We start from the raw sequence: 22,070 nt of genomic DNA, 5'->3' as shown, positions 1-22,070 counted from the left end.
CATGAAGGCCGACCTGACCCGCAATACCTTCGACCCGAACAACCACTATGCTCGCGTCCTGATGCAGCAAGGACGCGTGCAGCTCGATGCCGATTGGAACGAACAGGCCGCAATCCTCCTGCACTATCTCCGGACGCTCGCAGCAGACCTGATCGGGCCGGCCGGAGGGCCAGCCTACGATTGCGGCTTTGGAGTCCTGAAGCTTCCGGTCAACGCCAACAATCAGACGATCACGACTGATTTTCAGATCGGCCTGGGACACTACTACGTCGATGGGATTCTGTGCGAAGCCGGTTCTACGCCGATCAGGTTTACGCCATCGTCGACGACGATGAACGGAGTCGTAATCAACAATGTGATCACGGTCCCAACTTGGAGCGTCGACGGAACGGAGTTTGCGGCGAATCAGTACGTCTTCCTCTACGACAACGCGCCGCCGAACCAAGCCCCCGCGTTTCCACCGACGGTCATGTTGATCACCGACGCGCAGGCTGCCAAGTCGCAGTTGACGCTGCAACTTCCAACCGATTTTTCGTTCGGCGCCCCGGCCAATTCGATGCTGACTCGCGTGATCACCTATCTCACGCAGCCGGATTATCCCGGCGCCCCCGCGTTGCAGACGACGGGTTCCATGCAACTTTATCTCGATGTCTGGGAGCGGCATCTGACCTATGTCGAAGCCGACAGTATGCGCGAGGTCGCTCTCGGCGGAGCGGATACGGCCACGCGCTCGAAGATCGTGTGGCAGGTCAAGGCGCTTCCTCCTACCCAGACGCTTCCAGGAGAGAAGGTAGGTGCTCGATTGACAAAGCAGGAGCTCAATCTGTTTTTGCAGCCACCGACCAATGGAAAACTGAAGGCGCGCGCGAAGCAGACCAGCGCACAGTCCAACCCGTGCATCATCTCGCCGAACTCTAGCTACCAGGGACCGGAGAACCAGCTATACCGAGTTGAAATTCATCGTCCCGGAACGGCATGGGACCGCACAAACACAGACGCGGCCAGCACTGCGGCGACCTTCAAGTGGTCGCGAGAGAACGGTTCGGTTGTATTTCCGATTGTGAAGGGTGGAGACACGAACGTCATAGCGCTCGAAAGCCTCGGTCGCGACGATCGCTTCGGCCTATCCTCCGGCGACTGGGTCGAGGTGCAGGACGATCGTTCTGTGCTGTTGAACACGCCGGGAACGCTACTGCAGGTCCAGTCGCTCGATCAGGCGTCGGCGACAGCGACGCTTGTCGGCACGCCCACCGCCGGCGTCGGCAATACAGCGTCGTTCCACCCTTTGCTCCGTCGCTGGGACCAGAAATCGGGTGACCCTGCTGAAGCTGGACTGACGTTGGGAACAGATGGCGCGGCGTTGATTCAGGAGGGCGTTTGGCTGGCGCTTGAGGCCGGTGTGGAAATCTACTTCGAACCGTTGGGCGCGCCATCGACGGACGCGACAAACGCGTATCGAAGCTCAGACTACTGGCTGATTCCAGCCCGCATCGCTACCGACGATGTTGAATGGCCGAAGCTCACCGATCCTTCCGGCAGCTACGTTCTGGACGCAAACGGAAGCACGATACCACTCGCGAAAGCTCCTGATGGAATCGTTCATCACTACGCGCCTTTGGCGCAGGTTACTGTAGTCGCCGGACAGCAGTTCGACGTAACCAGCAATCTGGAGGTATTCGAGCCCCTGGCAAAGTTGATGTAAACAAGCGCGCAATTCGGTGAAGAATTTGGTGAAGTTAGAACTGAGATGAGCATCTGGTTTTGACCGAACGCTCCTCCCCCAAGCCGCTTTAGGTTACTTGGTCATGGACTGAACGGACTGGAAGCCAAGTCGTGACGGATTATGCAAACCAAGGATGGCTTCGTGCTGTATTCGATCCTCAAATCGGCACTGCCCTGACTGCTTTTCACGATAGTGTGGGTGCGCCATGGACAGTCGAGTCTCTGTCCGAGGCAGCGGGCGTGTCTCGCCGCATTCGCAGTGCGCTTCAAAGATCTGCTCGGACAAACGCCGCTGGAATATGTGACCGAGTGGCGGATGCAGAAGGCAATGCAGTTACTCGAACAGCGTGACAAAAAGCTCGCCGACGTTGCCCGATCGGTCGGTTATGAATCTGATGCTGCGTTCAGTAAGGCATTCAAGCGAGTGGTTGGAGCCAGCCCAAGGGAATATCTGAAAAGGGGAGTAGGAGACTGCGACCAGTCTCTGTAAACGCGCTTCCAGGATCTGCGAGAATATGTATATGGTGAGTGTTTCCGAAAAAGTGCCCGCAGCGTTCTCGGGGGGGAATCTCCGCTCTGCCCCTCTTCAATTTCAGAATACTTACGCGCGGTTGCCGGAACACTTCTACGCGCGGATCTACCCCATGCGGGTCGCGACGCCCTTGCTCATAAAGGTAAATAGGGAGCTGGCGCTGAGTCTTGGGGTGGCCCCGGAAGAGTTGGAGAGCCGGGAGGGCGTAGAAATCCTCTCGGGAAATCTCGTTGCCGAGGGGGCGGAGCCCCTGGCGATTGCTTATGCAGGGCATCAATTTGGACACTTCGTGCCGCAGCTTGGAGACGGCCGCGCGAATCTTCTCGGTGAAATTGTGGGACGGGATGGTGTGCGATATGACGTTCAGCTAAAGGGGTCTGGGAGGACACCCTTTTCACGGGGTGGCGATGGTAGAGCATCGATGGGTCCGGTCTTGCGTGAGTATGTTGTGAGTGAGGCGATGGCAGCGCTGGGGGTGCCGACGACGAGGGCGCTCGCGGCGGTGGCTACGGGGGAGCCGGTGTTTCGCGAGAGGGCTCTGCCGGGGGCTATCCTCACCAGGGTGGCGGCCAGCCATCTGCGGGTGGGGACGTTCCAGTACTTCGCTGCGCGAGGAGATGTCGACGGGACGAAGCGTCTGGCTGATTATGCGATCGCCCGGCACTATCCCGAGGCCGCACAGATGCAGAAGCCATATCGGGCTCTGCTGGATGGAGTGATCGCGCGGCATGCCCGGCTGGTCGCGCAATGGATGCTTCTGGGCTTCATTCATGGGGTGATGAATACGGACAATACTTCGATATCGGGGGAGACGATCGACTATGGACCGTGTGCGTTTATGGAAGCTTATGAGCCGGACAAGGTGTTCAGCTCGATCGACAGGCAGGGGCGTTATGCGTATAGCAACCAGCCGGCCGCTGCACACTGGAATCTGACCCGGCTTGCGGAGTCGCTGCTGCCTCTGCTGGCGGCGGAGGAGGGTGGCGAAGAGGCGGCGATCGCGTGTGCGTGGGAGGCGTTGGCGGCTTTTGGCCCGCAGTTTGAGGCGGCTCGGGACGCGGGATGGCGACGCAAGCTTGGGCTGTTGACGGAGCGAGAGGGTGATGCCGCGATGGTGGATGATCTCCTGACACGGATGGCCGCGAATGAAGCGGACTTCACACTCACGTTTCGGCGGCTCTGCGATGCGGCTGCTTCAGAGAATGATGATAGGGCGGTGCGTGAGTTGTTCGACAATCCGACGGCTTTCGATGCCTGGGCCGTGGGCTGGCATCTGCGCTTGCGTGCGGAAACAAGCTCCGAAGACAGGGTTGCGATGATGCGGAGAGCAAATCCGCTGTATATTCCGCGCAACCACATCGTTCAGGCGATGATCGACGCGGCTGTTGAGCGGCAGGACTTTAAGCCATTTGAGGAGTTGCTCGATGTCGTCGCCCGGCCTTATGAGGATAGACCTGATCTGCAGCGTTATGCGCAGCCGGCGAGTGCGGAAGAGTGTGTTCGCGAGACGTTTTGTGGAACGTAGGCCTGAGCTTTCGCTAGATTGATCTTTCCGCCAGGAGTTAGTTATGCTGACGCGTTCGCTTGTTGTGAGCCTCGGAGTTGTCTTCGGTTCCCTCCTTCAGGGAGGACAAGTCGGCGAATATCGCGGTGTTCCTTATGAGGATGGGTGTCATACGGCTGGTGCTCAGAAAGTACCCGGTAAGATCGAGTGTGCCTTCTATGATATTGGTGGGGAAGGTATCGCATACCATGATAGCGACGCCAAGAATCAAGGTAGCGGCGGCCTGAATCCTGCTGACGGGACCTATCTAAATGAGTTTCGTAAGGATGAGGGTGTCGATACTTCTTACACGAAATATCACGACTCGATCGACAACAGTCCCTATGATCTGGTTCAGCCATCCGCCGATCTGTTGTATGTTGGCTGGACGGAACCGGGTGAGTGGTTCAGGATCACGGTCGACGCTACGCACGCTGGAACGTATAGTATGGATCTGCTGTACACGTCGAACCGCGGGGGCACGGTCTCGGTCGATGTGAATGGGAAAGATGCCACAGGACCGCTTCAAGTTCAATCAACCTATAACGCCGCAGATCCCATTGCATGGCGACAGTGGCACCATTGGAACCGGATGACGGATATGGCGGTGATACAGCTTGGTGCGGGCCGGTCAGTACTGACTGTTCACACTTTATCCGGCGGCAACATGAACCTGCAGTCGTTCGACTTCAAGGAAGTACTGCATCGAGCCGGAGGGAAGTGAGCGAATTTGCGGATTTATCGGTCCTCTTTGAAGTTTGGGGGAGGGTGGGTCTGGTCCCCTAACCAAAGCAGGCTTCACAATGACGAAGCAGGTGCAGCTTCTTCCAGGTACTTTCGATCTTCTTACTCTTTGTACTTGCTCGATTGTCGGCTGGATGGAGATGGACCATGCAGGGTATTGAAGAGATATCGTCCGCACTGCTTCGCGAACAGTAGTCATTGGCGCTTAGCATCGGCCGGCGAGGACCTCCGCCAGGTGAACTGCGCGACGGTCGGTGTTCTGGCTTATCTGCTCGCGGCAACTGAAGCCGTTGCTGACTAGGATGTCTTCTTTTGCGGCGGCTCGTACGGCTGGAAGGAGAACACGCTCAGCGAGTGTCTGCGAGACCTCGTACTTATCCGCTTCGAAGCCGAACGGTCCGGCCATGCCGCAGCATCCGCTGTCGAGCATGTCGATCTCTGCACCGGTGGCTTTGAGGAGGCGGACGTCATCCTTCATCGTCATGAGGGCCTTTTGATGGCAGTGTCCCTGGACGACGATGCGGCGGCCGCTTAGCTGAGGTGGGTGCCAGTTGGAGGAGCTGTTCGCGACGATCTGGCTCAACATGACGGTCTGCTTGCTGAGGCGGATGGCGCGCTCGTCTTTGGGGAAGAAGTTGATGAGCTCGTCTTGGAAGACGCTGGCGCAGCTTGGCTCCAACATAACGACAGGGATGCCTGCGTCGATTTGCGGGGCGAACTCTTCGAGGATGCGACGGAGATAGCTGCGGGCTTCGTCAAGGAAGCCGAAGTCATAGAGGGGACGTCCGCAGCAGATGTGCTTTCTGGCCGTGGTGACCGTGTGGCCTGAGGCGTGAAGGACTTCAGACGCCGCAGCGAGGGCCTCGGGATGAAAGTAGTTATTCCAGGTGTCGGGCCAGAGTAGGACGTCTTTACTCGCTTGGCTGCCTGATGATGGTGTGTATCTGAAGGTTGAGGTGAAGCTGCTCGGTGCGAAGCGTGGGATGGTTCGCTGAGGCGCGATGCCGAGACTTTGCTTGATCATCGCTTCGATTCCGGGTATGCGCATCGGAAGATTGGCTAATGACGGGGCGAGGGATGCGAGGTTGGCGAAGCGGTCCATGAAGCCGAAGGCATAGTGATAGAGCGGGTGGAATCGGCCTTCGTAGTGGTGGGCCAGGAACTCGGACTTCCATGTGGCCATGTCGACGTTGACGGGGCATTCGGTCTTACAGGCCTTGCAGGAGAGGCACAGGTCGAGAGCGTCTTTGACCTCGTTACTGCGCCAGCCGTCCTTGATGACGTTGCCCTGCATCATCTCCCAGAGAAGATGGGCGCGGCCGCGGGTGGAGTGCTTCTCCTCGCGCGTTGCCATGTAGCTTGGGCACATCGTTCCGTGGTCGTGCTTGCGGCATGCGCCGACGCCAACGCAGCGGGTGGTCGCGTCGCTGAAGGAGCCGTGGTCGCCGGGGTACTGAAACCATGTCTCCACTTTGGTGGTCTCATATCCGGGACCTATGCGGAGGTTCTCGATGGGATCGTAGACGGCGATGGGGTCGATGAGCTTACCGGGGTTCATGCGGTTCAACGGGTCCCAGAGGGCTTTGAATTCAGCGAAGGCCTGCATGAGCTCGGGGCCGAACATCTTGGGGAGCAGGGCGGCACGGGCTTGTCCGTCGCCGTGTTCGCCGGAGAACGAGCCTCCGTACTTCAGGACGATGTCCGCGGCTTCGTCGATGAAACGGCGGTACTTCTTTGCGCCTGCGTCTGTCTTGAGGTCGAAGGTGATGCGGAGATGGACGCAGCCCTGGCCGAAATGGCCATACATTGGTGTCTTGTAGCCGTAGGCTTCGATGAGAGTGAAGAGCTCGCGAAGGTAGTTGCCTAGCTGCGCGGGTGGAACGGCGGAGTCTTCCCAGCCTTCCCAGCAGTTCTCTTCGCCGGGGACGAAGACGCTGGCACCGAGGCCGGATTCGCGGACCTTCCAGACGCGGGCGGCTTCTTCGGCTGTGTATTGGGCGACGACGGGGCGCTGGTCGAAGGAGGGAACGCCGGCGAGGAGATCGGTGACCATGCGGTCGACGTCTTCGGGGGTGTCGGCACCGAACTCGCAGAGGAGGAAGCCTCGTCCCTGCGGGAGGAGTTTGACGTCGTCGACGACGAGGTTCTTGCGGAGCATGTAGTCGACGAGGAGGCCGTCGAAGCCTTCGAGACCGATCGGTTTAAAGGTGAGGACGGACGGGACGTGGTCGGCTGCGATGAAGGGATCGGCAAATCCAAGGGCGACGAGGCGGCGATGTTGCGGGCTTGGTTTCAGCTCGCAGACTGCTTCGAGGATCGTGACGCAGGTGCCTTCGCTGCCAACCAAGGCACGGGCTACGTTGAAGCCGTTCTCGGGGAGGAGTTGGTCGAGATTGTAACCGGAGACGCGTCGTGGGATGTCAGGGAAGCGCTCCCGGACGAGGGTGGAGTAGGTGTCACGAAGGCGTTTGAGAGCGGCGTAGATTCGGCCCTTTGCTCCGCCGGCGGCGATGATCGCCGAGAGCTCCTCTTCGCTGGTGCGACCGACGCGCATGCGGGTTCCGTCGTAGAGGAGGATGTCGAGTTCTTCGATGTTGTCGACGGTTTTACCGCCCATGAGCGCGTGGACACCACAGGAGTTATTGCCGATCATCCCGCCCAGGGTGCAGCGGCTGTGGGTCGCGGGGTCTGGGGCGAAGGTGAGTTCGAAGCGTTCGGCTTCGAGGCGCAAGGCATCGAGAACGATGCCAGGCTCGACGCGAGCGATGCGGGCGGTGGGATCCAGGGCCACGATGGCGCGAAGGTACTTCGAGAAGTCGATGATGACGGCGACGTTGCAGCATTGGCCGGCTAGGCTTGTGCCTCCGCCGCGGGAGAGGATGGGTGCCCCGAACTCGCGACAGGCAGCGATAGTGGCGATGACATCTTCGATGGTCTTTGGGACGACGAGCCCGATAGGAACCTGCCGATAGTTGGAGGCGTCGGTCGCATAGAGTGCGCGGGATGCGTCGTCGAACCTTACCTCTCCTTTGACCGTCTGCCGGAGTCTCGCTTCGAGGCGGGCGGCATCCGAGAAGCCCTCGTGGGGGTGCTGGTGGAGATTGGAGGGCCTGTCGGTGAGGATCTGGAACGGCGAAGCGGAAGTCATGGCAAAACGATACCTGAGGGTTCGAAGGATGGGGAAACGTTTGTTGCGATGCGTTGTGAGGACTGAGATTTACTTCTCTCTGTATGCTGTAGCGGGAACTGAGTGAGAGTTTGAGGCCAGGGAGGGTTGCGATGGGGGAGACGAACTACGCACAGTATCCGAGTTTGCGAGGGCGCGTCGTTGTGGTGACGGGTGGCGCGAGCGGGATCGGGGAGGCGCTCGTCGAGGCGTTTGCCATGCAGGGCGCGACGGTTGCGTTTCTTGACATTCAGGATCAGGCTGCTGAACAACTGATACGACGGCTGGAGGGCGTGGGGTGTGTTACGCCGACTTACTTTCGGTGCGATCTTACGGATGTGGATGCGCTGCAGGCTGTGATGCGGGGGATTGTAAGTCAGTTCGGCACGGTCGATGTGCTGGTGAACAATGCGGGGAATGATACGCGGCACTCGGTGGCTGATGTGACCTCGGCTTCGTGGGACCGGGGGATGGCTATCAATCTGAAAGCGCAGTTCTTTACGGTGCAGAGCGTGATACCGGCTATGCAGAAGGCGAAGTTCGGGTCGATCATCAACATGAGTTCGATCGGATGGGTGATCCCTTCGATCAACAATCCGGTCTATGTCACGGCGAAGGCGGCGGTTGTGGGGATGACGCGCACGCTGGCTCATGAGCTTGGCGGCGATAACATTCGGGTGAACTCCGTGATGCCCGGGGCGATCCAGACGGAACGGCAGGTTAGGCTTTGGCTGACGGAGACTTACAAGACTGAGATTCTTAGCAGGCAGGCGCTCAAGCGCATGATTCTGCCTGAGGAGGTCGCGAGGCTGGTCTTGTTTCTGGCTGCGGATGACAGCGCGGCCATCACGAATCAGAGCTATGTTATCGATGGTGGGTTCGTTTAGGTTCGCATGCGCCGTTAGAAGAAGGTTTGGATAGCGTCGATTACCTGGTACTTGGCGTTGAGCACGAGGAGCGAGCGCCACTTGTCAAAGGTGAGGCATGGGTGCGAGATATCGAAGCCGATCATGTCTCCGACGTGGAGGTCGTCGCCCTCGCTGATGGTCATGTAGGCGTGCTGATCCATCATGTTGGTAAGAGTCCAGTGCCCGGATGCGGGTGATGGTTCTGATGCGCCGGGACGGAAGTGCAGGGTGGGCAGAGGGAGGCCTAGATCGAAGGCGGCATCGCGCTTGCCGAGGGCGATGATGGCCTTCTCGGGCTCAGGAATGGATTGCACGTAGGCCCAAACCTGAAGGGCGGGCAGAAGCCCGGAGCGCATGCTGTGCGCGATGGGGTTGCGCTGCTCGATCTTGGTTTGAGCATCTCGGTAGACGCCGATATCGTGGGTGAGATAGCAACCCGGACGAAGGATGATGTCGACGCTTTCGCCGAAGCCCGCGCTGGAAAAGACTTCGGCTACGACGTCGTACCAGGCTGAGCCAGCTCCGGAGAGGATGGCGGGGGTACGCACGAAACGGCCTTGTTCCATGAGCGTTTGGGTGACGCTTGCCGCTCTCTTGAGGAAATCGCGAATGGCGTCTTCCTCTTTGAGAACGCCCTCGTACATTTCAACTCCGCAGAGCGCGAGGGACGAGGTCCATGTGGTGAGGGCTTCGAGGACGGACTGGAGTTGGGCCTCGTCGCGAACACCGGTGCGTCCACCCGTGACTCCGAGTTCGATGAGAACTTTGAGGCGTTGGTTCTTCCGTGAGAAAAGGGTGCCGAGCTGTTCGATTTGCGCTACGGAATCGACGAGGCAGAAAAATTCGAAGGCTGGATCCTGCAGGAGGCGGCTGATGATCGCCATGTTCTCTTTGCCGATGAGTTGGTTCGCCATGAGGATGCGGCGTACGCCGTGCTCGTAGGCAACGAGCGTTTGATGCGGGGTCGCGAGCGTGATCCCCCATGCTCCGGTCTTGAGTTGCAGATCGAAGAGCTTTGGGGACATCGTGGTTTTGCCGTGGGGGGCGAGCTTGACGCCGTAGGCGGCGATGAAGCTCTGCATCCAATCGGCGTTATGTTTCAGGCGGTCTTCGTACAGGACGGCTGTGGGTAGGCTGAGGTCCTCGTGGAGGAGGTTCCATCCGAACGACGTGATGTCTCCGGAGGGAGCGGGTTGCTCAAGGTGACCTACCCCTTTGTTGAGGGAAGATAGCGGGCAATCTTTCAAGGAAGGGAGCCTCCGGGACTTGGTTGAGCGTGACCCTAAGGATTACACAATTCGTCAGGCTATGATCTTAGGAACGATATGGAACGCTGCGATGCCTTGATTCGAAATGCCAGCCTGTTGGACGGGACCGGAGCCGATCCCGAGTTGCTGGATGTCGCCATTTCTGGCGATCGCATTCTTGAGATTGGACGATCTCTTGCATACGACGCCATCCGGACTGTGGAGGCTGAGGGGCTGACGCTTTCGCCAGGTTTCATTGACGTGCATACGCATGACGACACGAGCGTGTTGCTTGCACCGGCGATGTTGCCGAAGCTCTCGCAGGGCGTGACAACGGTGATTGTGGGGAATTGCGGGATCAGTGCGTCGCCGGTCCGCCTGCGTGGGGAATTGCCTGATCCGATGAACCTGCTGGGAGATTCGGAGGTCTTTCGCTATCCGACGTTCGCGGATTATGTCACGGCGGTAGATCGCGCGCGGCCTTCCGTAAATGTCGGTGCTTTGATTGGGCATACTTCGCTGCGCAACAACCACATGGACCGGTTGGACCGCGTCGCTACGGACGATGAGATTGCCGGAATGCGGGCTCAACTGCAGGAGGCGCTGGATGGTGGAGCGCTTGGCCTGAGTTCGGGGCTAGCGTATCTTTCGGCCTACTCGGCCTCAACGGAAGAGGTGCTGGCCTTGGCGCGCCCGCTCGCGGCTGCGGGAGCTGTTTACACGACGCATATGCGGTCCGAGACAGAGACGATTCTTGACGCGATGAATGAAGCTTTTGCGATTGGCCGGGAGAACCGCGTGCCCGTTATCGTCTCGCACCTGAAGTGCGCGGGTATTGTGAACTGGGGACGCAGCGGGGAGGTCCTCGAGGCGCTCGAGGCGGTTCGCGAGACGCAGGAGGTCGGATGCGACTGCTATCCGTATGCGGCTGGCTCGAGCACGCTCGATCTGAGGCAGGTTGACGAGCGGGTGGAGATTACGATTACGTGGAGTACACATCATCCGGAGGTCGCGGGGCAGTCGCTGGCCGCGATCGCCGTTGGCTGGGATGTGTCGCAGATGGATGCGGCGCGCCGGCTTCAGCCTGCGGGGGCGATTTATCACAGCATCTCAGAAGCGGATATGCGGAAGATCCTGAGTCACCCGGCGACGATGATCGGATCGGACGGACTGCCGAATGATCCACGGCCTCACCCACGTCTGTGGGGGACGTTTCCGCGGGTGTTGGGACGGTATAGCCGGGAAGAGAAGCTGCTGACTCTGCCCGATGCGATTCACAAGATGACACAGATGGCGGCGCAGCGCTTTGGGCTGGCAGAGCGCGGTGTGATCCGCGAAGGCTCTTTCGCCGACCTGGTTCTTTTCGATGCGGAGAGGATTATCGATCTGGCTACGTTTGCCGATCCGGTGCAGGCGTCTGCGGGGATATCCGACGTTTGGGTGAATGGCGTTCTTTCGTATACAACACAAGGAGCGACGGGAGATCGGGGCGGACGGTTTCTGGCTCGCGGTAAGACCGAATGGATTCAGTAAGGTCAGGAGTTGTGCATGAGCATTAAGCGGTATGGAGTTGAAGGCGGTAAGGGGACGGGCGGGCAGCACCTTCCTTTTGCAAGAGCAGTCGAGGCGGACGGATGGCTGTACGTCTCAGGTCAGGTCTCGATGGTGGATGGCGAGGTCGTGCCTGGGGGAATCATTCCGCAGTCTCGGCAGGCTATCGCCAATCTCCTGGCCATCTTAAAAGAGGCAGGCTACGGCACCGAGCACGTTGTGCGTTGCGGTGTGTGGTTGGATGATGCGCGCGACTTCCAATCGTTCAACGGTGTATTCCGGGAGATATTTGGAGAGAATCCTCCAGCGCGAGCGTGTGTTGTCAATAGCATGGTCGTCGATTGCAAGGTAGAGATCGACTGCGTAGCCTACAAGGCTCCATCGGCATGATCGACGGGCGCGCGTGATCGATCATCACAGTATCTTCCTGCTGGTCTCGGCGATGATCTCCGTGATCGCCCTGGTGCTGCTGATTGCTGTCTTCAAGCTGAACCCATTCATTACTCTCTTCCTGACTGCCTTAGCCCTTGCGGTAGTAACCGGGATGCCTGCGGCGGGGATCGTCAAGTCGTTTGAGACGGGAGTTGGCGGGGCGCTGGGACATATCGCGATCGTGGTTGCGCTTGGCACGATGCTGGGCAAGATGATGGCGGAATCGGGTGGGGCGGATCAGATCGCATTCACACTGATCCGGTTCTTCGGCGAGAAGAATATCCCGTGGGCCATGATGGTGATCGGCCTTCTGATTGGGCTGCCGGCATTCTTTGAAGTCGGTTTCGTCCTTCTGGTCCCGGTCGCGTTTACGGTGGCGAGGAGGACCGGCACGTCTCTCATTCTTGTGGGCTTGCCGATGGTGGCGGGTTTGTCCGTTGTGCATGGGCTTGTGCCTCCGCATCCGGCTGCGCTAATGGCGGTGACGATCTTCAAGGCGGATGTGGGGCGCACGATCTTCTATGCATTAATCGTTGGGATTCCCACGGCCATCATCGCCGGTCCGCTCTACGCGAAGCTCATTGCCCCGCATGTGCATCTCTCGGCCGATAACCGGATGGCGGCGGAGTTCGTTGATCACGGCTCGGAACGCAGTCTGCCAAACTTCGCCCTTACCCTGCTGACGATCCTGCTGCCGGTCGTGCTGATGCTGGTGGGAAGCGGGGCTAACGCTTTTTCGACGCCGGGAGGAAAGCTGAATGAGACGCTGCACTTTGTCGGCAACGACGATATGGCGCTTCTTATCGGGACCCTTTTTAGCTTCGTCACATTAGGCACGATGCGGGGCTTCTCAAGGAAGACGATCCTGCATTTCAGTAACGAATGCATCGCGCCTACTGCGTCGATCACGCTCCTGGTTGGGGCGGGCGCCGGATTTGGGCGGATCCTCATCGATAGTGGCGTGTCTAACGCGATCATCCTGGTTGCGCTGCGTACGCATGTCCCACTTCTTCTGCTCGCATGGCTGCTTGCAGCGTTGATGCGGCTGGCTACAGGGTCCGCGACGGTGGCAATGACGACGGCAGCGGGGATTGTGGCGCCGATTGCGTTGACAGCTTCTACTGGAGTGCGTCCGGAGTTGCTTGCCATCGCCACCGGGGCTGGATCGTTGATTTTCTCGCACGTGAACGATGGCGGGTTCTGGCTTGTCAAGGAGTACTTCGATATGACGATTACGGAGACGATTCAAACCTGGTCTGTCTGCGAGACGATTATCTCCGTAGTCGCCTTTCTCCTCACGGTAGTCTTGTCCTTTATTGTCTGAGGCCTAAGTTCCCCTAGAAGACTCTACAAGATTAAGTGTGTCGAGTTAACCGCCGGGGCCGTCGTGACCGGTAGCGTCATACAGAAGGGCCTTCAGCATACTTTCGTAGTGCGGACTAGGAGCGCTGACATCGGAATGAAGTTAGAAGGTGCAGTCGCACGGTATGGAGCTGGGCCTCGGGGCATCTGGCTTGCGGGATGTGCCACGCTGGTGGCGACTGTGTTGTTAGTTTTTCGTCTCCCATACCATGTCCCGCTGAAGTATGCACAGACCGTTTCGGCCTCCTATATCGCAGGGTTCAACAACAGTGTTGCGACCGATGCGGCAGTTGGGCTGAGTGTGCTCGTTCTTCTTTTCTCGCTCTGGTCGCAACGAGGTAACGCATCTGCGGCATCGGACATTAGGAAGGAGCCGAAGTTAAGCGCAGGGTTCATCGCCGCTATTGTCTCGCTATCGGCGTTCATTCTTTCCTTCTTCAGTTGGATGGCAGCCTCTTCGCGTCTTCGCTATCTTGGGGACGCTGGTTACATCATCGAGCAGGCGACAGTGCATCGCGACACTGGGCGAGCGCTCTACACGCAATTGGAGTTTGCCTATGGGCCTCTCCTGTTGCTTCCCGTAATATGGTTGAGCAAGCTGCTGCGTTGCAGCATGACAAAGGCTTACTACCTTACTCTCGTAATCGAGAGCTCGCTCGGCCTGCTGATGGTTGCCTATGTGCTGAACGCACTGCCGATGAAATGTGGTTTGCGGAAGGTGGCGCTTGCTCTGCTTGCGGCTGCCGCGATTACCCCGCACCTTGGCCTCAATTACACCTTCTTTCGATTTGCGAGTCCTCTAGCGGTTCTCCTGTACGCAACGAGGGCGCGGTCTGTCTGGCGATGCACGTTGCTGCTTTCGATCGGTGAGGCACTGGAACTGATGATTTCGCCGGAACTCGGTCTGGCAATGTCGATTGGGGTAATGACCTTCGGTCTCCTTCGCGCGTGGCAGGACGGGCGGCGATGGCTGCTTGCCGCGTTTGTGCCGCTTTTGGTGCTTGCTTCCTTGCTGTTGACGCTTGGCAGATCCTACCTGACGATGGCGGCGTCTTTCTCTCGAGGTGCGTTGAGTCTTCCGCTCGGCATTTATCCCCACATCGTTGTGCTTCTAATTGCTCTGGTTTGGCTTGCGCCACTTGGATTGGGAAGGATCGTTTGTTTGCGGGAGTCTGCGAGCGCACGGTTGCTTGCTTTCTATGCCGTGAGTCTCGCCTTGATGCCCGCAGCGATGGGAAGATGCGATCCGTTGCACGTCATCTTCAATGGAGCCGGCGTGCTCGTACTCTCACTTGTTGCCGTGAGCCGTAGTTCTCGGGCGGTCAGGGCGGGATGGCTCTCGTGTATTTTGATGGTCGTACTTTGGAATCATTTTGTGAATGAGCGATTATTCGAAATGCGGACGGCATTTGTGCTGAGACAGACGGTAATGTACCGCCTTCCTAGACCGATTCACAAGGCGGTTGTGCTGGCGGTTGGGCGAGGACATGGGTACCTTACTGGCGTTCTGATGAGTAATCCCGAACCGGACTACCGGCTGGACACAGACGCGCTTGAGCGGCTGGTTGGCGATGAACTCGTCACAACTCCGCTCGAGATAAGTCCGACCGTAGAGAGTCAGCTTGTCGAGACACATCATTACGCTCCGAGTTACTACGCGTTCTGGGTAGACATGATGAATCCGACTGCTGAGCGCCGCTCGATCAGTGAAGTCAACGCGAACAGGTGGCTCCTTCTTCCCTCCGATTTCAAGGAAGGAGGGCAGCAGATGCCGTCGGAATCAGGCATCTTTCAGGGGATCCCAAAGCACTTTCGAGAGCGGAATCCAATTCCGTATTACCCTGGCGCGGAGTTCGCGAGGAATTTGGGAGATCGCTGGACGGCTGTGAAGTGCTTCGGTCCCTACGTGTTGTACAAGCGCAAGGATGTGGGTGATTCGTCAGCCAGGTCTGCCTTAGAAAATTGAACGGTCATTCTGGCTCTTGAAGTCGCAAGAAATCGCGTCTAGACTGCTTCGGCGAGAAATCGTCTCTTTTTCATAGGAGAATGATGGTGACTACGATGCTTGTGTCGCCAGCAGGTCTGGTGGACGCTCGGACTTGGGAAGCGCTGGTGGGTACTCGAAGTTGATGCGTTCAAGTTCGACGGCGTAAGGACGCTTCTGAACCTGGGTGTAGATGGCTCCAACATACTCGCCCATGATACCGAGGAAGACAAGTTGCAGGGAGGAGATGAAGAAGACGCCGATAAGCATCGGCGCTAAGCCGAAGGTGAAGGTCGACCAGAAGAGGATCTTGAGGACGAGGTAGCTGAGGGCGATCAGGAAGGAGACGCCCGCACCGATGAAGCCGGCGAAGGTGGCAAGACGAAGGGGGACCTTCGAGTGGTTGATAATCCCGAGCATGCCGATGTCGTAGAGCGTATACCAATTGTTCTTGGTAAAGCCGAACTTGCGGGCTGGCTGATCGTAAAGGAGCTTGACGGTGGGGAGGCCGATCTCGGCGATCATCCCGCGGAAGTAAGGATATGGATCGTCGAAGGAACGGACGAGGTCTACTACCTTGCGGTCGTAGAGGCCAAATCCGGTGTAGTTCTGGATGGTCTCGATGGAGGAAAGGCGCTCGGCGAGCTTGTAATACTCCTTGCGCAGCCAGAACATGAGCGAGGCTTCTTCGCTCGTGCGTTTGATGCCGAGAACGCAATAGGCTCCGTTCTCCCACTCACGGATGAGATCGCGGATCATCGGCGGCGGATCCTGAAGGTCGGCGACGATGCCGAGGACGGCGTCTCCGCGGGCCTGGAAGAGGGCATGAATGGGGGAGCGGATATGGCCGAAGTTGCGGGAGTTGACAATGATCTTGACGTTCGGGTCTTCGGCGGCGATCTGCTTCAGGATCGCGACAGTCGCGTCTTTTGAGGAGTTATCGATGAATATGTGTTCGTAGCGATACTTGCCGATGGAAACCATCACGTCGCGAACCTGGGTGTAGAGGTTGCGGACGTTGTCCTGCTCGTTGTAGCAGGGGGTAACGATCGAGATGGTTTTGTCGGACGTGGCCTGAATCATGGGTGCTTGAGGGTTCGAGCTTTTGCGGGTTTGAACGAGAACTTCTTGTGACCGACAAAGCTGTAGATCGTGCTAAAACCTGTGACGATTGCTCCCGCTATGTTACCCGGTGCGGTTTTCCCGGATATGAACTTTTGCAGGATGGGGGATTTGCTGCCGAGATGGAGGATGGCCTCGGTGTGATGGAGAGCAGACGCAAGAAGTGTGTGGTGAGCATCGATGCTGGTTTGAAAGAAGCGGGTAAGGGCGGAGAGAGCGAGCAGGCCGGGAATCATGCCGGTACCGTAGACGGCGAAGCAGCGGAGCCACTCGATGAGGTGATTGCCCTTGGTACGGAAGACGAAGAGCTTGTAGCCGAAGTAAGCGACGGTAATGTTGAAGGGTGTGGAGATGATGGATGCGAGGACGACGGTGAGGGGAAGGAACGGTGCGGGAACGAAGGCATTCAGGAGCGCAAGGGTGATAACGAAGGTTCCGTAGCCGAAGAGGGTGTTGAAGACTCCGACGCAGAGATAGCGGATGAACTGGCCTTTGGGGAAAAGGCCGACGAGGCGCTGGAGCCGGCTTTTTGGAAGAAACGGGTCCTGTGAAATGGGCACGACGGGGACGTCGCCCGGTCTGACCTCGGCCTGGGGCGTTAGAGGCAGGATCGACCTCCGTCGATGACGAGGTTGGCGCCGGTCATGTAGGAGCTTGCGTCGGAGCAGAGGAAGAGGATGGCTCCCTGGTACTCGTCCTTGTGGGCCATGCGGCCGAGTGGGATGAGTTGGTGGAGCTTCGCGGTGAAGTCTTCGGGCTGTCCGGCCGAGACACCTCCCGGGGAGATGGCGTTGACGCGGATGTTGTGGGCTGTCCAGTAGGTGGCGAGATAGCGGGTGAGGCCGATGAGTGCGGTTTTGACGACCGAGTAGGTGACTGGCTTTACCGGCTGCAGATCTTCCGGTAGACCTTCCTTGCGGTAGAGGCGCTGGTCGGGAGCGATGAGGGCGAGGTCGCTGGCTACGTTGACGATGACTCCGGAGTTCTGCCTGACCATCTGGGCTCCGAAGGTGCGAGCGCAGAGGAATGCTCCGGTGAGACCGACGTTGATGTCTTCGTTCCAGATGTGGAGGGGGAGGTTCTCGAGACGGGACCAAGCCTGGCTGGTGGCTCCATCCTTGGTCTCGACCTTGGGGTTGTTCGCGGCGTTGTTGATGAGGATGTCGATGCGTCCGAACTTCTCGAGGATCTGGTCGCGGGCTTCGGCGAGGGATTGTTCGCTGGTAATGTCGGCTGAGAGTCCGAGGCACTCGGGGCCGTGGGCGAGTTGGAGCTGTTCGGCGCGGAGGGCGGGATTGGCGTGAGCGAGGTCGAGGAGAACGACGCTGGCTCCGGCGGCGGCGAGGATGGCTCCGTGATGGTAGCCGAGGAGACCGGCACCTCCGGTGATGATGGCTACGCGTCCGGTGAGGTCGAAGAGGTCTTTGACGCGCTGGTTTGGATCGGCTCGCATGCGGACTCAGTATCTCAGATGGTTTTTTGTTAGATGGAACGGGTTTGGCCGCCGTCGACGACGTAGGTGCTTCCGGTCGAGAAGGCGGCGAGTGGGGAACAGAGCCAGGCGGCGAGGGAGGCTATCTCTTCGGGGGTTCCGAAGCGGTTCTGGGGAACTTCGGTCTTGAGCATGGCTTCGACGGCTTCGCGGCGGTTGGCCAGATGGCGCTCCCAGGAGCCGCCGGGAAAGAAGATGTTTCCGGGAGCGATGGTGTTGATGCGGATCTTGTCGGCGGCGAGGTGGCGGCTGAGATTTTTGGCGTAGTTGGTGAGGGCGGCCTTGGCGGCGGAGTAGGGAAGAGGAGCGGGGGTGGCTTCGAGGGCGACGATGGACGAGATATAGAGAATGGAGCCGCCATTTACGCGTAAGTGTGGAAGGCAGGCTTCGGTGAGGCGGACCGAGGCGAAGAAGTTCTGATCGAAGAGGCGGGTCCAGTCTTCGGGTGGGGGCGTTGGACCGGGAGTGCCGGCGCCGGTGCCGAGGTTGGCGATGAGGTGGTCGATGTGGCCGAAATGCTGGATGGTGCGATCGAAGGCGGTCTGGATGGCTCGGGGATCGGTGAAGTCGGCAGGGATGGAGAGGATGCGGGTTTGGGTCTCGGGCGTTGCAAGATCGGCGTGGGTGCGGTCGAGGGAGTCCTGATTGCGGCCGGTGAGAACGATGCTTGCGCCCTCGGCGAGGAGGGTTGTCGCGATGGCGCGTCCGATGCCACGGGAGGATCCTGCTACGAAGCAGACCGAGTTTTGGAGTTGCAGGTCCATGTATTTCTACGCCTTTTGTCGCCGGAGGAGGGTGTACCCCCCCCCCTCCCCACTGTCGGGGTCCAACTTCTTTGGAATGAGCAAGATATGCGGAGGCGTCTCCCATAAGTTGCTCTTTCCAAAGGACTTGCATGCTAAATATTAGATATGAAAGGACTTAGATCCCTTCTCGTGATCGAAAACAGGAATTTTGTCTCCTTTTTGACTCTTCCTCCAGTATAAATTGACCACCATAACTAAAAGGACATTGCTAAGTGCCTCTGTTTGTTGTGCTTAGGTGTTTTTGGGGCTTGACAAGCTATTTTGCTGGTGTTTTTGAGGGTCTGAGGGAGGAAGGGCTTGAGGAGAACTACGACTGCGACTGTCACGGCGATGACAAATTGGATTTGCTTTGGAAGGAAAGCAGGAGGGCAACGGCAACTTCTACTGCAGACGCAGATTCCCTTCGGGAATGACAACCAGAAGGGCAAGGGCAACTGCAGACGCGGATTGCCTTCTGGATTGACATTTCGAAGGTGGCGGGGCCGGCTTCCCTGATTCCCACCTTAGCCGGCGATGATGCTGTCGGCGAAGGTGGGCACCCGGCCCTTATGGCTGGGTGAGATGAAAGGCAGGGGGAGACGTGGATTCCTTCGGGGAAGGACAGATGCAACGGCAAGCAGGATATCGGGGCGATGCTGCATCTTACGGTGAGAGAGCACGCTATCCCGAGTACGTTTCCAAGGAGTATCCATGTCCACCGTTCTTGAAATTCCCGAAGTCGTTACCATGCAGGACCCGCGTTCGCAGTATGCGGGGACGCCTTCCAGCATCGAGATCCAGTCCGCGCCTGCCACGCAGCAGGCAATGACGGAAAAGCCGGATTGCGGCGAAGGTTCGTACAAAGGCTCCGGGCGTCTTGCGGGGCGCAAGGCTCTGCTGACCGGAGCGGACTCCGGCATTGGGCGGGCAGCGGCGATTGCGTTTGCTCGTGAGGGCGCGGATGTCGCCATCTGTTACCTGCCAGAGGAGCAGGCGGATGCTGAAGAGGTGGCTGGGTATATTCGCGAGGCGGGACGGAAGGCGGTGCTTCTGCCGGGAGATGTCTCGCACGAGGGATTTTGTCAGAGGCTGGTTGCCGATGCGATTGATCAGCTTGGCGGGCTGGACATCCTGGTGAACAATGCCGGGCGGATGGGGAAGACGGCGGGAATCCTGGAGACGTCGACGGAGCGCTTCGACACGCTGATGAAGACGAATCTTTATTCCATGTTCTGGATCACGAAGGCGGCGGTGGCGCACATGAAGCCGGGTGCTTCGATCATCAACACGACGAGCGTGCAGGGTTATGATCCTTCGCCGGGTGTCTTCGATTATGCGATGACGAAGGCGGCGATCGCGAACTTTACCAAAGGACTGAGTGAACCGTTGATGGAGAAACAGGGGATACGCATCAATGCTGTTGCGCCGGGGCCGATCTGGACACCGCTGCAGGAGGCGGATGGGGACAAGGACAAGCTGAAGAAGCTTGGGCAGAATACGCCGTACAAGAGGCCTGGGCAGCCGGTGGAACTGGCACCGGTGTATGTGCTGCTTGCCTCGCAGGAGGGGAGTTACATCACCGGTGAGATCTATGGCGTGACGGGCGGCATGGGTATCGCTTAGGGCTCGCTGTGGTCGCTGATTTGATGGGGCCGCTTATGCTTTTGCATGGGCGGCCTCTCTGCTTGTGGCCACTCCCGATCGATCGCTTCCTAGATGGGAGAATGATTGAGAATGATCTCCTACATGGTTAACCATCCGCGCGTTCTCGCTGTTGTTCTGCTCTTGATCCTGTGGGGGATGTCCCTGCTTGGCACCTGGCTGCGGACGCTCTATCGGCCGTCGAATGGGGAAGACATGGACGATACGGCGCTGGTGATCTCGGCTGCGCTGACGCTGCTCGGGTTGATCATTGGATTTACGTTCTCGATGGCTACGACCCGGTATGACCTGCGCAGGCAGTATGAGGAGGGCGAGGCGAACGCTCTTGGGACGGAGTGGGTGCGATGCGACCTGATGCCGCCGAGCGATGGGGCGAAGACGCGTGCGCTTCTGCTTCGGTATCTCGATGCGAGGATCGCGTTTTACGACAGCGACTATGGCGATACGCTGGATGCGGTCAGGGCGAGTTCGGCTGCACTGCAGCAGGAGCTTTGGCTTTCGGTGGTGCCAACCGCGGCCGCGCAGCCGACGCCAATTTCGGCGCTTGTGGTGAACGGGATGAACGATGTGCTCAACAGCGAGGGGTATACGCAGTCGGCATGGTGGAATCGGATTCCGACTCCCGCTTGGGCACTATTGATCATCATTGCGTGCATTGCCAATGTGCTGGTGGGGTATGGGACGCGGCAGACGCGTTCCGGGACGCTCTTGCTTGTGGTGCTTCCGGTGCTGGTGAGCGTGGCGATGTTCCTGATTGCGGATATCGACAGCCCGCGAGGCGGGTTGATCCGGGTGCACCCGAGAGACCTGATGAGTCTGCGGGGGAGCTTGTCGAAGTAGAGGGTGAGCTAGACGCTGGTCCAGCCGCCGTCGACGATGAGGTTCTGGCCGGTGACGTAGGTGCTGGCGTCGGAGGCGAGGAAGAGGAGGGCGCCGCAGAGTTCGATGGGGCGGCCGATGCGGTTGAGGACGGTGTAGCCCTTGAGGCGCTGGACGAAGGGGGAGTCTTCCTGCACGGAGTTCTGACCGGCGGAGTCTTCGGTGTTGGAGAAGGGGCCGGGCGAGATGCAGTTGGCGCGGACGTTGTCGCGTCCCCAGAAGCTGGCGGTGTAGCGGGTGAAGGCGGCTAACGCGGCTTTCGAGGCGGAGTAGCCGGGTGGGTTGAGGGATGTGGTGCCTTCGTAGAGTTGGGGGCGGGGGGCTACCGTCGCGTACATCGTCGCTATGTTGATGATGGAGCCGTGGTGCTGTTGCTTCATGCGAATGCCGAGGCGCTGGGTGGTCTGGACGGCCCACAAGACCCCGCCCTGGAGGTTTTTCATCCACTGGTCTAGATTCTGCTGGGATGCGTTTTCGAGGGAGCCCTCGGGGATGTTGAAGCCGGTGTTGGGGCCTAGTTCGTGGGCGTTGTTGATGAGGATGTCGAGGGATTTCTCTTCGGCGGCTATCTGGTCGCAGAGGGTGTTGAGGGCTTCCGTGTCGTACATGTCGATCTGGTGGACGGCGATTTTGTCGGAGCCGAATTCGTTGGCCCAGGTGACGGCTTCGGACTGGAGGCGGTCGCTGCGGCCCAGGGCTACTACTCTTGCTCCGTTGGCTAACAAGGCCAAGGCGAAGGTGCGGCCCAGGAAGCCGGATGCCCCGGTGAGGACGGCGGTTTTGCCTTCTAGGTTGAAGAGGGTGGGGAGGCTTAGGTCGGCGGCTGTCAGGGGCATTGGGCTCCGTGGCGGTTGAAGGAGGACGTACCTCAGCGGCTGAAGCCGCGTGTTTGCTGCGGTTGTTTACGGCACGGCTGAAGCCGTGCCGTAAAGCAAGGCG

General features: G+C 58.9%; 18 protein-coding genes. 11 read left to right on the top strand and 7 right to left on the bottom strand.

Annotated elements, in window-relative coordinates:
* Nucleotide 1: 1 nt before the first annotated feature.
* From GRAN_RS15905 to GRAN_RS15890, 4 genes are all read left to right on the top strand, one after another.
* A complete protein-coding gene (locus GRAN_RS15905; RefSeq protein WP_128913955.1) occupies nt 2-1,702 on the top strand; it encodes a DUF6519 domain-containing protein in 1,701 nt (566 codons plus the stop codon).
* Between the two features lie 336 nt (nt 1,703-2,038).
* On the top strand, nt 2,039-2,212 hold the full coding sequence (locus GRAN_RS27045) for a helix-turn-helix domain-containing protein (RefSeq protein WP_421800848.1): 174 nt from the start codon (nt 2,039-2,041) through the stop codon (nt 2,210-2,212).
* A 31-nt stretch (nt 2,213-2,243) separates the two neighbouring features.
* Complete coding sequence (locus tag GRAN_RS15895) at nt 2,244-3,779, top strand: protein adenylyltransferase SelO (RefSeq protein WP_128913954.1); 1,536 nt, start codon at nt 2,244-2,246, stop codon at nt 3,777-3,779.
* 43 nt (nt 3,780-3,822) lie between these two features.
* Nucleotides 3,823-4,521: a carbohydrate-binding protein gene (locus tag GRAN_RS15890; RefSeq protein WP_241654692.1), complete on the top strand. Its 699-nt coding sequence runs from the start codon at nt 3,823-3,825 to the stop codon at nt 4,519-4,521.
* A 225-nt stretch (nt 4,522-4,746) separates the two neighbouring features.
* Here the strand turns inward: GRAN_RS15890 and GRAN_RS15885 are convergent, their stop codons facing one another.
* A complete protein-coding gene (locus tag GRAN_RS15885; RefSeq protein WP_128913953.1) occupies nt 4,747-7,689 on the bottom strand; it encodes an FAD-binding and (Fe-S)-binding domain-containing protein in 2,943 nt (980 codons plus the stop codon).
* A 131-nt stretch (nt 7,690-7,820) separates the two neighbouring features.
* On the opposite strand from GRAN_RS15885, the gene GRAN_RS15880 reads away from it, so the two are divergent.
* Complete coding sequence (locus tag GRAN_RS15880) at nt 7,821-8,594, top strand: SDR family NAD(P)-dependent oxidoreductase (protein ID WP_128913952.1); 774 nt, start codon at nt 7,821-7,823, stop codon at nt 8,592-8,594.
* Between the two features lie 14 nt (nt 8,595-8,608).
* Here the strand turns inward: GRAN_RS15880 and GRAN_RS15875 are convergent, their stop codons facing one another.
* The gene (locus GRAN_RS15875; protein WP_128913951.1) at nt 8,609-9,862 is read right to left on the bottom strand and encodes an amino acid deaminase; all 1,254 of its coding nucleotides are present in this window, start codon (nt 9,860-9,862) and stop codon (nt 8,609-8,611) included.
* 78 nt (nt 9,863-9,940) lie between these two features.
* On the opposite strand from GRAN_RS15875, the gene GRAN_RS15870 reads away from it, so the two are divergent.
* From GRAN_RS15870 to GRAN_RS15855, 4 genes are all read left to right on the top strand, one after another.
* Entirely contained in the window at nt 9,941-11,395 is a 1,455-nt protein-coding gene (locus GRAN_RS15870; protein ID WP_128913950.1) for an N-acyl-D-amino-acid deacylase family protein, read from the top strand.
* Between the two features lie 15 nt (nt 11,396-11,410).
* Complete coding sequence (locus GRAN_RS15865) at nt 11,411-11,803, top strand: RidA family protein (RefSeq protein ID WP_128913949.1); 393 nt, start codon at nt 11,411-11,413, stop codon at nt 11,801-11,803.
* A 13-nt stretch (nt 11,804-11,816) separates the two neighbouring features.
* The gene (locus GRAN_RS15860; protein WP_206662777.1) at nt 11,817-13,169 is read left to right on the top strand and encodes a GntT/GntP/DsdX family permease; all 1,353 of its coding nucleotides are present in this window, start codon (nt 11,817-11,819) and stop codon (nt 13,167-13,169) included.
* Nucleotides 13,170-13,304: 135 nt separating this feature from the next.
* Nucleotides 13,305-15,173: a hypothetical protein gene (locus GRAN_RS15855; RefSeq protein WP_128913948.1), complete on the top strand. Its 1,869-nt coding sequence runs from the start codon at nt 13,305-13,307 to the stop codon at nt 15,171-15,173.
* Nucleotides 15,174-15,263: 90 nt separating this feature from the next.
* On the opposite strand, the gene GRAN_RS15850 is transcribed toward GRAN_RS15855, so the two are convergent.
* From GRAN_RS15850 to GRAN_RS15835, 4 genes are read right to left on the bottom strand one after another with little or no spacing between them, the layout of a single operon-like run.
* Nucleotides 15,264-16,274: a glycosyltransferase family 2 protein gene (locus GRAN_RS15850; RefSeq protein ID WP_128913947.1), complete on the bottom strand. Its 1,011-nt coding sequence runs from the start codon at nt 16,272-16,274 to the stop codon at nt 15,264-15,266.
* Nucleotides 16,271-16,873, bottom strand: a complete 603-nt coding sequence (locus GRAN_RS15845) for a GtrA family protein (protein WP_161571001.1) — start codon at nt 16,871-16,873, stop codon at nt 16,271-16,273. The genes GRAN_RS15850 and GRAN_RS15845 overlap by 4 nt, the downstream gene beginning before the upstream one ends.
* A gap of 38 nt (nt 16,874-16,911) precedes the next feature.
* Nucleotides 16,912-17,766: an SDR family oxidoreductase gene (locus GRAN_RS15840; protein WP_128913946.1), complete on the bottom strand. Its 855-nt coding sequence runs from the start codon at nt 17,764-17,766 to the stop codon at nt 16,912-16,914.
* 29 nt (nt 17,767-17,795) lie between these two features.
* On the bottom strand, nt 17,796-18,569 hold the full coding sequence (locus GRAN_RS15835; RefSeq protein WP_128913945.1) for an SDR family NAD(P)-dependent oxidoreductase: 774 nt from the start codon (nt 18,567-18,569) through the stop codon (nt 17,796-17,798).
* A gap of 732 nt (nt 18,570-19,301) precedes the next feature.
* Here GRAN_RS15835 and GRAN_RS15830 point away from each other — a divergent pair.
* Both GRAN_RS15830 and GRAN_RS15825 read left to right on the top strand, forming a co-directional pair.
* Entirely contained in the window at nt 19,302-20,213 is a 912-nt protein-coding gene (locus GRAN_RS15830; RefSeq protein ID WP_128913944.1) for an SDR family oxidoreductase, read from the top strand.
* 111 nt (nt 20,214-20,324) lie between these two features.
* Nucleotides 20,325-21,092 (top strand): bestrophin-like domain, encoded by a 768-nt coding sequence (locus GRAN_RS15825; protein WP_241654689.1) that lies wholly within the window; start codon nt 20,325-20,327, stop codon nt 21,090-21,092.
* An 8-nt stretch (nt 21,093-21,100) separates the two neighbouring features.
* Here the strand turns inward: GRAN_RS15825 and GRAN_RS15820 are convergent, their stop codons facing one another.
* Nucleotides 21,101-21,967, bottom strand: a complete 867-nt coding sequence (locus tag GRAN_RS15820; RefSeq protein WP_128913943.1) for an SDR family oxidoreductase — start codon at nt 21,965-21,967, stop codon at nt 21,101-21,103.
* Between the last annotated feature and the right edge of the window lie 103 nt (nt 21,968-22,070).

The sequence above is a fragment of the Granulicella sibirica genome (genome assembly GCF_004115155.1).
GTDB lineage: Bacteria > Acidobacteriota > Terriglobia > Terriglobales > Acidobacteriaceae > Edaphobacter > Edaphobacter sibiricus.
This window is presented reverse-complemented; position numbering and strand designations above follow the sequence as displayed.